The organism is Corallococcus sp. CA053C (assembly GCF_003611675.1).
Taxonomy (GTDB): Bacteria; Myxococcota; Myxococcia; order Myxococcales; family Myxococcaceae; genus Corallococcus.
This window is the reverse complement of sequence record NZ_RAWA01000328.1, coordinates 1-11,326: the sequence shown is the minus strand read 5'-3', so window position 1 is coordinate 11,326 and position 11,326 is coordinate 1. Positions and strand designations below refer to the sequence as shown.

Sequence of the window (11,326 nt, the reverse complement as noted above, 5' to 3'; positions counted from 1 at the left end):
GGAGGGGCTTCGTCATCGCGCAAGGGCCCGAATTTCCGGCCTTTAGCGCGTGCCGGGAGGGACAGATCTCCTTAACAGTGCCTTCCAGGTGGGTCAAACATTCGAACAGGAACGGGTGTTCAGGGGATTCCCACGGCGCGGCGGACCTGGTCCATCAGGCGGGTGGCCTCCGCGCGGGCGCGCTGGGCGCCGTCCTGGAGGATGCGCTCCACCTCCCCCGGGTCCGCGAGCAGCTCCGCGCGGCGCTGACGGGCCGGGCCGAAGTTCGTGTGGAACGCCTCCAGGAGCTTCTTCTTGTAGTCGCCGTAGCCCTTGCCGCCGGCCTTCCACGTCGCGTCCACGTCCGCGAACTCCGCGGCCGGGAGCATCAGCTTGAGCAGGTCATAGAGCGGCGCGTCCTGGGTGGGCTTGGGTGCCTCCACCGGGGTGGAGTCCGTCTTGATGGACATGATCCGCTTCTTGATGTCCTTCTCGTCGCCGAACAGCTCCAGCGTGTTGCCGTAGGACTTGGACATCTTGCGCCCGTCGATGCCGGGCACCGTCGCGGCGGACTCCTGCACGTGAGCGGCGGGCAGCTTGAGGATGCCGGGCGCGTGGCCCCGCTCCTTGCCCTCCGGATCCGCGGGATCGTAGCCGGGGACGTACTGGGTGTTGAACTTCACGGCCCAGTCGCGCGCGAACTCGATGTGTTGGATCTGATCCTTGCCCACGGGCACGGCGTCCGCGCTGTAGAGCAGGATGTCCGCGGCCATCAGCACCGGGTAGGCGAAGAGGCCGAAGTCCGGGCTGATGCCCTGCGCGACCTTGTCCTTGTAGCTGTGCGCGCGCTCCAGGTTCGACTGCGGCACCACGGTGCCGAGGATCCAGTAGAGCTCCACCACTTCCTTCACGTCGCTCTGGCGGAAGAGCACGGCCTTCTTCGGATCCAGGCCCAGCGACAGGTACGTGAGCGCCGCGTCGCGCGTCAGCTCCAGCGCCAGCTTCGGATCCCGCACGGTGGTGAGCGCGTGGTAGTTGGCGATGAAGTAGTACGCCTCGCCCTGATCCTGGAGCTGCACGAACTGCCGCATCGCCCCGTAATAGTTGCCAATGTGCAGCCTTCCGGACGACTGGACACCTGAGAGAGTCCGCATAGCGATTGCCATTCCAATGACGGGTGGAGGACACGGCTCGTTCGCATACCCGCCCCGCCCCTGCAACCTTCCGTTGAGGCTGGCGCCCTGCTTCCCGGAGCCCACATCCGCGCCCCGCTTCCGTCTGGAATATTGCGTCCGGCCAGGAAAAGCCGAGCAGTTCCAGGGGGTTGAGAGGGCTCGGGTCTACCGCTACCCTGGCGGCTGACGCAACAGTCGGCCCGCCTTGGAGGGCGCCACAGGATGGAAGCGTTCACGGGAAACCTGGCCAGCTACCGGCTCCAGCTGGTGTTGCCGCCGCTCTACTCGACGCCAGGACTGGAGGGGACGCTGCGGGTGGAGCGGGGCGCGGTGCGCCGGGAGTTCTACCTGCGGGATGGGCACCTCGTCGGCGTGGCCTCCACGGATCCGCGCGAGCACCTGGCGCAGGTGCTGGTGAACCTGCGCATCCTGGACGCGCCCCGTGCGGCGGCGGCGTTCGAGGCGGCCGAGGGCGCGAACATGCCCTACGGCACCTACCTGGTGCAGCGCTGCTTCGTGGACCTGTCGCAGCTCATCGAGGCGATGGAGCACAAGGCGCGCGAGGCGCTCTTCGACTGCTACGCCTGGGAGTCGGGCGAGGTGGAGTTCACGCCGGGCCTGCCCCTGCCGGGGCGCGCGGTGGGGCTGCGATTGCCCTTGAACACGCTGCACCGGGACGCGGTGGCGCGCCTGCGCGAGTGGGCGATGTTCCGGGAGATCTTCCCCCGCCTGGACACGACGTTCCGTGTGTTCCGCGAGTTCGCGGTGGAGACCTTCTCCGAGGAGGAGGACGTGCTGCTGGACCTGGCGGCCGGAGGGGCCACGCTGGGCGAATTGCTCGCGAGCGCGCGCGAGGCGCCCCTGTTCGCCGCGCGCTGGGTGCTGCACCTGTACCGGCGGGGAGCGCTGGCGCCGCACCGGGCGAAGGGGCTCCAGGTGGGCGAGTCCACGGAGTTCACGGAACTGCTGGCGCTGGTGCGCGCGTTCCTGTCCTCGCGCAAGTACGACCACGCGGTGGCGCTGGCGGCGCAGGTGCTGGAACGAGGCCCGGTGCCGGAGGCGCACGCGCTGTACCGCGAGGCGGAGGTGGGGCTGACGCTGGCGCTGAGTGATGAGTTGTTCGCGCTGGACGGGCGGCTGGTGTTCGAACCCATCCCCCGCCCTGCCCCGTCGGACCTGACGGCGGATGACTTGTATCTGTATTCGAAGCTGCGGGGCAGCCGGAGCATCCGTCAGGCGCTGCGCACGGCGGCCATGGGGGAGCTGGCCGCGTCGCGGTCGGTGCACCGGCTGATGGCTGCGGGGCTGATCCGCGTGGCCCCGCTGGCCGCAAATGACGTGACGCCCGTGAACCGGCGCACCACCACGGATCCGTATGGGCTGAGCGTGGTGGAGCTGGTGGGCGGGGGCTGAGGTCCGCGGATCAGTTGGGCCGCGCGAGCAGCTTGTCCAGCGCCGCGTAGCTCTGGTTGAGGCCCTGCTCCATGCCGGCCCCGACCATGCCCTTCAGGTCCTCGACGGTGTGGAACAGCGAGACGTTGACGAGCTTCGTGCGGCCGTCGCCCAGGTCCTCCAGCGTCATCGTCTCCACCACGACGTGGCCGGGCGTGCCGTCCCACTCGAAGGTCTGCTCGATGCGCTCCACGGGCTTCACCTCGCGGTAGCGCCCCTCGAAGCCGTGCGTGCCGTCGGGCGCGTGCTCGACGAAGCGCCAGTGGCCGCCGCGCTGGACGTCCATGCGCTCGACCACCAGCGTGTTGCCCCGGCCCCACCACTGCGCGACGAGCGCGGGGTCGGTCAGGGCCTTCCACACCCGCTCCCGGGACGCGTTGAAGATGCGTTCGATGCGGACCTCCCGCTCCGACGGTTGGGTGACCAGGGCCTTGGTGGAGGGGGTGACTTGGGTCGTCATGGCGTTCCTTTCGTGCGCTCGAGGAAGTCCTCGAGGTGATCCAGGCGCTGCTCCAACAGGGTCCGGTACGCAGCCATCCACCGCGCCACGTCCTCCAGCCGCTTCGGGCCGAGCCGGCAGTGGCGCACCCGCCCGACCTTCTCCGTCGTGACGAGGCCCGCCTCCTCCAAGATGCGCACGTGCTTCTGGAACCCCGTGAGCGTCATCTCGAAGTGCTCGGACAGGCTGCCAATGGACGTGCCGGACTCTCCCAGACGCAACAGGATGGCCCGGCGCGTCGGATCCGACAGCGCCGCGAAGGAACGGTCGAGGGCGGCTTGAGACTGAACCATTTGGTTCAGTGATAAGGCCTGAGGCTCACGGCGTCAAGGCCCCGGTTTGCCTGGGGCTTCGCGTGGGACCGACGTGGTTGTTGGGCTCAGTGCGCGGAGCGCGTCAGAGGGACGGCTGCTCCTGCTGCAGCAGGGCTTCCACCTGGCGCTGGAGGGCGTGCAGCTGGTCGAGCTTGTCCCTCAGGTCCCTGCGCATCTCCAGCTGGTCGGTGTGGAGGACCTCGTCGTGCAGCTCTTCGCTGCTTTCGGCGAGGCAGGCGTGGAGGAGGTGGACTTGCTGCGGGGTGAGCTCCAGGACCATGGGGCACCTCTCTGACAGCGGAACACCGTGAAGTGTAGCCACGTGCTCGCCCACTGCCCCAGGGCCCGGTCCCACATCGTTTGTCGGGTTGTTCGGTGTTCTACAAGCAGCCGACCGGTCCGCTGCCTGCCGCGGTGCGGCGCCCCTGTCTCCAGGCGCCGCCCCGCGGGTGCTGACTACCGGAGCGCGATGAGGGAGGCCACGAGCAGCGAGACGACGCTCATGACCTTGATGAGGATGGCCACGCCCGGGCCCGAGGTGTCCTTGAACGGGTCGCCCACCATGTCGCCGACGACGGCGGCCTTGTGGACCTGCGAGCCCTTCGCGTGGCCCGGCAGCTTGCCCTTCTCGATGTACTTCTTGGCGTTGTCCCAGGCGCCGCCCGCGTTGGCCATGTAGAGGGCCATCGTGGCGCCGACGACGAGCGCGCCGGCCAGCAGGCCCGCCAGCGCGGAGGGCCCCAGCACGTAGCCCACCAGCGGCGGGGCGACGATGGCGACGAGGCCCGGGAAGATCATCTCGCGCAGCGCGCTCTTGGTCGCGATGTCGACGATCTTCTTGGGGTCCGGGTCCGCCTTGAGCTCCATCAGGCCCGGGATCTCGCGGAACTGACGGCCGATCTCCTCGACGATGGCGCCGGCGGCGCGGCCCACGGCGAGCATCGTCGACGCGCCCACCAGGAACGGCAGGATGGAGCCGAGCAGCATGCCCACGATGACGTTCGGGTTGGTCAGCAGCAGGCTCATCTCCGGCAGGCCGGCGGCCAGCCGCGTGTGGTTGACCTCCAGGTTGAACGCCGAGAAGAGCGCGATGACGGTGAGCGTCGCCGAGCCGATGGCGAAGCCCTTGCCGATGGCCGCCGTGGTGTTGCCCACCGCGTCCAGCTCGTCGGTGATGGCGCGCACTTCAGGGCCGAGGCCGGACATCTCGGAGATGCCGCCCGCGTTGTCGGAGATGGGGCCGTAGGCGTCCACCGTCATCACGACGGCCGTGCCGCCCAGCATGCCCACCGCCGCCATCGCGATGCCGTACAGGCCGAGCGCCCGGTCCGCGATGTAGGCCACCAGGGCAATGGTGGCCATCGAGATGCCCACGCTCTCCATGCCGACGGCGAGGCCGCGGATGAGGTTGGTGCCCGCGCCCGTGATGGAGGCCTCCGCGATGCGCTGCACCGGCGTGGACGAGGTGTAGTAGTCCGTGACGAGGCCGATGATGGCGCCGCCGAACGCGCCCGCCGCCAGCGCGATCGTGATGTTCTGGGACAGGCCGAACACATTCATCATCACGTACGACAGCCCCACCAGGATGACGGGGGGCATGATGAGGGCGCTGCGCAGGACCTGCGCGGGGTTCATGGCCTTCAGCGCGCGTGCGATGAAGATGCTCAGCAGGCTGACCACCAGGCCCACCGCGGACAGCACGAGCGGGAGCACCACGCCCGCCACGCGCGCGGCCCCCGTCGCCGAGGGGTCCACCACGAGGCGGGAGAGCTCCGACGCGTTGGCGGTCAGCGCGATGGCCATCGCGGCGACGAGGGCGGCCACCATGGACTCGTAGATGTCGGCGCCCATGCCGGCCACGTCACCCACGTTGTCGCCCACGTTGTCGGCGATGACGCCGGGGTTGCGCGGGTCGTCCTCCGGGATGTTCTCGATGACCTTGCCCGCGATGTCGGAGCCGACGTCAGCGGCCTTGGTGTAGATGCCGCCGCCCACACGCGCGAAGAGCGCGATGGAGCTGGCTCCCACGGCGAACGAGTGGAGGATGGGGGCGAGGTGCGCGTTCCCCTTGAACGCGTAGTAGACGCCGCCCATGCCGATCAGGCCCAGGCCGGCGACGGCGAGTCCCATCACCGCGCCACCATCGAGCGCGACCAGGAGCGCGTTCGGCTTCGAGCCGGTGCGCGCGGCCTGCGCGGTGCGCACGTTCGCGTACGTCGCGGCCTTCATGCCGATGTAGCCCGCGAGCAGCGACAGGAACGCGCCCAGCACGAAGCTGCCGCTCGCCAGCCCGCCCAGCGTCAGGCCGATGATCACCGCGACGGCCGCGCAGTAGATCGCGAGCACCTTGTACTCGCGCACGAGGAACGCCATCGCGCCTTCGCGGATGTAGCCCGCGATGCGGTTCATCGTCGCGTCACCCTCCGGGAGCGACTTGACGCGGAAGTAGAAGAACGCGGAGAAGAGCAGCCCCACGGCGCCGATGACGCCCGGTGCGACGGCCCAGAAATTCGACTCGAGACTCGACAACTCCATCCATTCCTCCAGAGCAGTCACGGGGGCGTGACCTCCCCCCAGCGGGCCGCTCGTGTTCCGCAAAAATTTGTTTCGGGGGGGGCCTATACGTGATTTCAGCGCACGCGGGGAGCCTTCTCGAACGCGCCTGAAGCCCCGTCCCCACGAAAGGCGTGGGCCGTCACGGGTCAGGGCCACCCCTTCGAGGCCCCGGGAGCGTGCGGCCCTCTCACCGAGCGTGGGGTTGAGCCATCACGGAGCGTGGGAGAGGCCCCTGTTGCGAGCCCGATCCCCGCGTTCACGGTGAACTGAAAACCGTAAACATGGTTTTCACGGTTGTTTCAGCAGCAGCTGTTCCATGGATACGAAACCAGGGTGCGCGCCCATGGGCGGCACACCCTCCCGCGGCAACCCTGTGAGCTGGGCCATGAGGCGGCGTGTGTTCGCCTCACGGCGCCGCGCGAGCGGGACGCGGGCATCTGGCGGAACGCCACGCCCGGGTAGCCGCCGCCCGCGTCACAGGCAGGGCCCGCAGTCGCGCAGGCAGGACCGGTAGCTGGTGCCCAGGCCACACGACTCGGTGTATTGGCAGACGCCGTCCCCGCAGTGGAAGACGTCCGCGGTCCGCAGCCGCGTGGTGATGGGCCGGTAGCTCCTGCCCTGGTAGGTGCAGTGGGAGCGATAGGGTTTGAGGAGATTCGAGTCGCAGTACACGTCACAGCTCGACAGCGGGACGATGGGCGGACAGTTCTCCTCCACACGCTGGAGCGGCCCCGGCGACAGCGCACAGCCGCGCGGGGAGCTCTGGCTCCCGCGCAGCAGGCCCTGATCACTGGCCACGTAGATGCCTTCGTCGGTGAAGAGGTTTCCGAAGAAGCAGGCCTCATGTTCGGCGAAGCCCGAGAGCTCCAACGAGGAATAGGGAATGGTCTGTCCCCTGCTATTGAGTCCCAGCACGGAGATGGCCATCGTGTTCCCCGAGGTGGTGGTATGCGCGGCCAGACACGCCGACACCACCTGCTGCTCGGTCGTGGTGGCCCGCTGGCCGTCGGCCCAGTCCGGCGCGAGCCCGAGCAGGCCCACCCACGTATGCGTCCTCGCCGTTGTCGGGTTCCAGTAGCTGCGCGTCTGCCCCACCGGCACCGCGCACCGCACCACGTAGCGCATCACCATGTCGGCGAGCGTCGGGTTCGTCTGGAACCACGCGGCGAACTGGGCCGAGGACAGCCCGTTGAAGGACAGCCCGTTGAAGGACAGCCCGTTGAAGGACAGCCCGTTGCTGGACATGCCATTGAAAGACAGCCCGTTGAAGGACAGCCCATTCAGGGACGCCGACGCCTGCTCGACGGTGCCGGGCTCCTCGACGAGCGCTTCAGGCGGCTCTTCCGCCGGACCACACCCCGGCCCGACCATCAGCCATGACACCGCGAGCAACCACCCCATCCGAAGCGAAGGCGACATGCGTTCCCTTTCTGCAAGTCATTGAGGGCAACTCGAAATCCTCGCGTTGACGAAGCTCCGGGTTGCGAACCCCCTACCTGCGTGCAGGACAGCGTCGGGTGAGGAACAGCTTCCGCTCGTGAAAGGGCGCGCTCTCGGGCCTGACGCCAGCCCTCGTTCAGCCTCATGCACGAGCAGCTCCAAGAACATGCCCGCGGGGAATGCTCAAGAGCACGGGGCTGTAGCCGTCCCCTCCCCCGCGCCGGCCTCCGACGTCACGTCGCGGGCGGGCGCTTCCGGGCCGTGGGCTTCGGTTTGAACGCATCGCTGCGCGGGTGGAACTCGTCGTACACCTTGCGCAGCCTGGCCCCGTTGACGTGCGTGTAGATCTGCGTCGTCGCCAGGTCCGCGTGCCCCAGCATCTGCTGCACCGCCCGCAGGTCCGCGCCCCGCTCCACCAGGTGCGTGGCGAACGAGTGCCGCAGCTTGTGCGGCGACAGCGGCTTCAGGATGCCGGCCTTCAACGCATACCGCTTGAGCAGCTTCCAGAAGCCCTGCCGCGTGAAGCCTCCGCCGCGCGGCGTGACGAACAGCGCCTTCGCCTCGCGCCGGCCCAAGAGCTTCGGCCGGGACAGCGCCAGGAACGTCTGCACCTTTTCAATCGCCACGCGCCCCAGCGGGACGATGCGCTCCTTGGAGCCCTTGCCCTTCGCGATGAGGTAGCCCGCGGTGAGCTGCACGTTGTTGAGCTCCAGCGTGCACAGCTCCGTCACGCGCAGGCCCGTGGCGTAGAGCACCTCCAGCATCGCCTTGTCGCGCATGCCGGTGACGGTGCGCTCGTCCGGCGCGGCGAGCAGCTGCTCCACCTCCTCCAGCGTGAGGAACACGGGCAGCTTGCGGGGCGACTTCGGCGTGTCCACGTCCTCGGTGGGGTCCTTGTCCGCGAGCCGCTCCGCGATGAGGAAGCGGTGGAAGACGCGGATGGCGGCCAGGTGCCGCGCCTGGCTGCGGCGGCCCAGGCCCCGCTTGCCCAGCGTCGTCAGGTGCGCGAGCACGTCCTCCTGCGTGACGCGGCCCGCGTCGTCCTTGCCTCGCGAGCGCAGGTCCTCGAAGTACACCGTGAGGTCCGCCGCGTAGGCGTCCACCGTCTTGCCGGACAACCCCCGCTCCGCGCGGATGAAGGCGATGAACGCGTCGAGCAGTCCTTCCATGGGCCCGGAGGGTAGCGAAGGAGCGGGTCCCCGTCACGGATGCGCGTTATGGAGGAACCCTGTCCTCGCAACACCCGACCCAGGAGCAACCGATGATGCGTGCACAAGGCTGGATGTGGATGGCGGTCCTGACCCTCGCAGGCGTGGGCGCCACGGCGCGGGCACAGGAGCCCGCCCCCTTGACGACGCCGTCCACGAAGACGCGGACCGGCACGGTGAAGGAGCTCACCGCGACCTCCATCTCGCTGGCCGGCGCCACGAAGGACGCCCCGCCGCTGACCTACGTGGTGGAGAACCCCAAGCAGGAGCTCAAGGCGTCCCTGACGGGCCTCAAGGCCGGAGACACCGTCCGCCTCACCTACGCCCCGAACGCCGTGGGCGCGAAGGTCATCACCCAGGTCGAGAAGCTCCCCGCCGCGACGCCGTAGCGGAACAACGCCGGACCTCACGCCTCACGCGTGGGGTTCGGCGGCCTCCTGCGCGTGCGCGCGCTCCAGCGCCTCCACCACCCACGGCCAGCCCACCAGGATGTTGCCCGGCGAGCGCAGGCACGCGTCCGCCACCGCCAGCACCTCCGCGGGCCTCGAGCGCACCGCCAGCGCCAGGTGCCGTCCCAGGAACGGGTGCGGCAGGTAGCTCAGGTTGTGATGCCGCACCGGCACCCAGCGCAGCGTGGGCCGCCCGGTGAAGCGCTCCACCGCGTACGCCACCGCCTGCGCCAGCACCTCCAGCGCGTAGAACGGCAGCCGGAACGCGCACGCCAGGAAGGCCACCAGCGCGCTCGCTGCCACCGCGCCCGCGAAGGACACCGACGAGGCGCCGCTCCACACCAGCATGGGCACGAGGCTCGTCGCGATCGCCGACACCTGCACGTTGCGCACGGTGGGCCCGCGTCCACTGGCGAGCCCCCCGATGCTCCCCGCCGACAGGCCGGACACGATGCCCAGGCACACGCCCACCGCCATCGCCGCCATGCCGCCGGACTCCGGACCGAACGCGCCGCCCGCCGTGGCGTGCAGCCCCGCGAGCATCGAGATGCTCGCCAGCGAACCCAGCAGCACCCCCGACGCGAGCCCCGACACCAGCGCCACCACCAGCCCCACCGCGGAACACAGCGCCGCGGAGATGAACCAGACACCGCGCATCGGCACGCCCATCACGCGGAGCCCCAGGCCCATCAGCATCGTCAGCCCTGGCGACAGCACCACGAGCAGCAGCAGCATCCGCCAGACGAAGGCTCCCGCGGCGCGGCCTCCTTCGGCCTGCTCACGCCAGAGCTGCCCGATGCGTCCCGCGGGCGCGCGGATGCCGGCTTCGCGCAGGCGGTAGTGCAGATCAATGGGCCTCAGCATCAACAACCCGAGCAGCGCGAGCGTGCTCGGCACCCGCTCGGGAATGTCGACAATCACTGGCGCTGCTTGACGGTCCCCCTCAGCCAAGGCTCCCCCCTCCGGTTCGGGTTCAGGCCTCCAGCCTACCCTTCCCTTGCCTGAGGATTTCAAGCGCATCGCCCACCAGTGAAACCACCGTGGACGGCTCGTTCAATGTCACGCCACCGTCAAGAATGAGCTCCAGCCCGTGCCCCAACGCCGTCTTGATGTCGCGGGCGTCAGACAAAACCGTACCATCGGTATGTGTGGCGGACGTGGTGATGAGAGGGCGGCCCAGCGCCCTCGCCAGCTCGCGAGGGAGTGCTGCGTCAGGGACGCGCAGTCCTACCTGTTTCTGCTTCGTCATCATCACCTCCGGCACCAGGCGCGTGGCCTCCAGGATGAAGGTGAAAGCACCGGGAGTGAGACCCTTCATCGCGCGGTAGGCGAAGTTGCTCACATGCGCGTAGCGCGCCACGTCCGACAGGTCCGGGCACAAAAGAGACAGCGGCTTCTTCTTGTCGCGGCCCTTGAGCTGGTACAACCGCTCAATTGCTTTCTTGGAATTCAGGTCGCACCCCAGCCCGTAGTACGTGTCCGTCGGGTAGGCGATGAGGCCGCCCTTCTCCAACACCTCCACGGCCCGTGCGATGTGGCGCGGCGAGGGATGATCCACGTCCACCTCGAGGATGGGGGCGATGGCGGGGGGCATGACGGAAGGCGGCTCCTGGCAGGGAAGGCGTGCCTCCACTATGCGCCGCCGCCCGCCTCCTCCGCACGGATTTCGCCGCTGCCCAGGAGCGCGCGTCGGGTGAGCACCGGCCCCACCAGCTCGTGCGCGGTGATCATCGCGATGATGAGCACCTCCACCTGCGGCCCGAACGACGGGAAGGTGCGCGACACCAGCGCCGCCAGCCCGAACGTCACGCCCGCCTGGGAGATGAGCCCCATCCACAGGTAGCGCTTGAGCCGGGGGTCTTCCGTGGGCGCGAACCGCCGGCACGCGGCCCAGATGGCCAGGGCGCGCAGGGCCACGAGCAGCATCGCCGCCGGCCCCACCGTCACCAGCGCGTCCAGCTTCAAGCCCGCCCCCGCTGCGGCGAAGAAGAGCGCGAACACGGGCAGGCCCGCCTGCTGGATGGCCAGGTGGATGCGCCGGCCCTCGCGCTCGTCCAGGTTCGCGATCAGCGCTCCGGCCGCCAGCGACACCAGCAGCGGCGACAGGTGCAGCCGCGCCCCGCCCTCGGCCGCCGCGAACGTCAGCCCCACGAGGAACAGGGGGAGCTCCCGGTTGACGCCTCGCATGTACAGCAGCATCACCATGGCCAGCAGACATCCCACGGCCACCGAACCGAACAGCTCCCACCCCACC

General features: G+C 69.2%; 12 protein-coding genes. 2 read left to right on the top strand and 10 right to left on the bottom strand.

Annotated elements, in window-relative coordinates:
• Nucleotides 1-119: 119 nt before the first annotated feature.
• Complete coding sequence (gene trpS / locus D7V97_RS31995; protein WP_120614418.1) at nt 120-1,133, bottom strand: tryptophan--tRNA ligase; 1,014 nt, start codon at nt 1,131-1,133, stop codon at nt 120-122.
• A gap of 243 nt (nt 1,134-1,376) precedes the next feature.
• Here trpS and D7V97_RS31990 point away from each other — a divergent pair, with 243 nt between their 5' ends.
• Nucleotides 1,377-2,567 (top strand): DUF4388 domain-containing protein, encoded by a 1,191-nt coding sequence (locus tag D7V97_RS31990; protein WP_120614417.1) that lies wholly within the window; start codon nt 1,377-1,379, stop codon nt 2,565-2,567.
• Between the two features lie 10 nt (nt 2,568-2,577).
• Here the strand turns inward: D7V97_RS31990 and D7V97_RS31985 are convergent, their stop codons facing one another.
• From D7V97_RS31985 to xerD, 6 genes are all read right to left on the bottom strand, one after another.
• The gene (locus D7V97_RS31985; protein ID WP_120614416.1) at nt 2,578-3,066 is read right to left on the bottom strand and encodes an SRPBCC family protein; all 489 of its coding nucleotides are present in this window, start codon (nt 3,064-3,066) and stop codon (nt 2,578-2,580) included.
• A complete protein-coding gene (locus D7V97_RS31980; RefSeq protein ID WP_120614415.1) occupies nt 3,063-3,398 on the bottom strand; it encodes a helix-turn-helix transcriptional regulator in 336 nt (111 codons plus the stop codon). The genes D7V97_RS31985 and D7V97_RS31980 overlap by 4 nt, the downstream gene beginning before the upstream one ends.
• 103 nt (nt 3,399-3,501) lie before the next feature.
• Nucleotides 3,502-3,699, bottom strand: a complete 198-nt coding sequence (locus D7V97_RS31975) for a hypothetical protein (RefSeq protein ID WP_120614414.1) — start codon at nt 3,697-3,699, stop codon at nt 3,502-3,504.
• A 176-nt stretch (nt 3,700-3,875) separates the two neighbouring features.
• Nucleotides 3,876-5,954 (bottom strand): sodium-translocating pyrophosphatase, encoded by a 2,079-nt coding sequence (locus tag D7V97_RS31970; protein WP_120614413.1) that lies wholly within the window; start codon nt 5,952-5,954, stop codon nt 3,876-3,878.
• Between the two features lie 495 nt (nt 5,955-6,449).
• A complete protein-coding gene (locus D7V97_RS31965; RefSeq protein ID WP_120614412.1) occupies nt 6,450-7,394 on the bottom strand; it encodes a hypothetical protein in 945 nt (314 codons plus the stop codon).
• Between the two features lie 254 nt (nt 7,395-7,648).
• On the bottom strand, nt 7,649-8,584 hold the full coding sequence (gene xerD, locus D7V97_RS31960; RefSeq protein WP_120614411.1) for a site-specific tyrosine recombinase XerD: 936 nt from the start codon (nt 8,582-8,584) through the stop codon (nt 7,649-7,651).
• A 92-nt stretch (nt 8,585-8,676) separates the two neighbouring features.
• Between xerD and D7V97_RS31955 the strand changes: the two genes are divergently transcribed.
• On the top strand, nt 8,677-9,012 hold the full coding sequence (locus D7V97_RS31955) for a hypothetical protein (RefSeq protein WP_147445053.1): 336 nt from the start codon (nt 8,677-8,679) through the stop codon (nt 9,010-9,012).
• A 24-nt stretch (nt 9,013-9,036) separates the two neighbouring features.
• Here D7V97_RS31955 and D7V97_RS31950 read toward each other — a convergent pair whose 3' ends face one another.
• The 3 genes from D7V97_RS31950 to D7V97_RS31940 all read right to left on the bottom strand — a co-directional run.
• Nucleotides 9,037-10,023, bottom strand: a complete 987-nt coding sequence (locus D7V97_RS31950; RefSeq protein WP_120614409.1) for a hypothetical protein — start codon at nt 10,021-10,023, stop codon at nt 9,037-9,039.
• A gap of 22 nt (nt 10,024-10,045) precedes the next feature.
• Nucleotides 10,046-10,666: an L-threonylcarbamoyladenylate synthase gene (locus tag D7V97_RS31945; RefSeq protein WP_120614408.1), complete on the bottom strand. Its 621-nt coding sequence runs from the start codon at nt 10,664-10,666 to the stop codon at nt 10,046-10,048.
• 38 nt (nt 10,667-10,704) lie between these two features.
• Nucleotides 10,705-11,326, bottom strand: a 622-nt coding sequence (locus tag D7V97_RS31940; protein ID WP_199729002.1) for a cation:proton antiporter, incomplete at its 5' end; no start/stop codon positions are given.

What these genes read in the sequence shown, in the direction of transcription:
- trpS (WP_120614418.1), bottom strand. Translation starts at nt 1,133, where the DNA reads ATGCGGACTCTCTCAGGTGTCCAGTCGTCCGGAAGGCTGCACATTGGC.
- D7V97_RS31990 (WP_120614417.1), top strand. Translation starts at nt 1,377, where the DNA reads ATGGAAGCGTTCACGGGAAACCTGGCCAGCTACCGGCTCCAGCTGGTG.
- D7V97_RS31985 (WP_120614416.1), bottom strand. Translation starts at nt 3,066, where the DNA reads ATGACGACCCAAGTCACCCCCTCCACCAAGGCCCTGGTCACCCAACCG.
- D7V97_RS31980 (WP_120614415.1), bottom strand. Translation starts at nt 3,398, where the DNA reads ATGGTTCAGTCTCAAGCCGCCCTCGACCGTTCCTTCGCGGCGCTGTCG.
- D7V97_RS31975 (WP_120614414.1), bottom strand. Translation starts at nt 3,699, where the DNA reads ATGGTCCTGGAGCTCACCCCGCAGCAAGTCCACCTCCTCCACGCCTGC.
- D7V97_RS31970 (WP_120614413.1), bottom strand. Translation starts at nt 5,954, where the DNA reads ATGGAGTTGTCGAGTCTCGAGTCGAATTTCTGGGCCGTCGCACCGGGC.
- D7V97_RS31965 (WP_120614412.1), bottom strand. Translation starts at nt 7,394, where the DNA reads ATGTCGCCTTCGCTTCGGATGGGGTGGTTGCTCGCGGTGTCATGGCTG.
- xerD (WP_120614411.1), bottom strand. Translation starts at nt 8,584, where the DNA reads ATGGAAGGACTGCTCGACGCGTTCATCGCCTTCATCCGCGCGGAGCGG.
- D7V97_RS31955 (WP_147445053.1), top strand. Translation starts at nt 8,677, where the DNA reads ATGATGCGTGCACAAGGCTGGATGTGGATGGCGGTCCTGACCCTCGCA.
- D7V97_RS31945 (WP_120614408.1), bottom strand. Translation starts at nt 10,666, where the DNA reads ATGCCCCCCGCCATCGCCCCCATCCTCGAGGTGGACGTGGATCATCCC.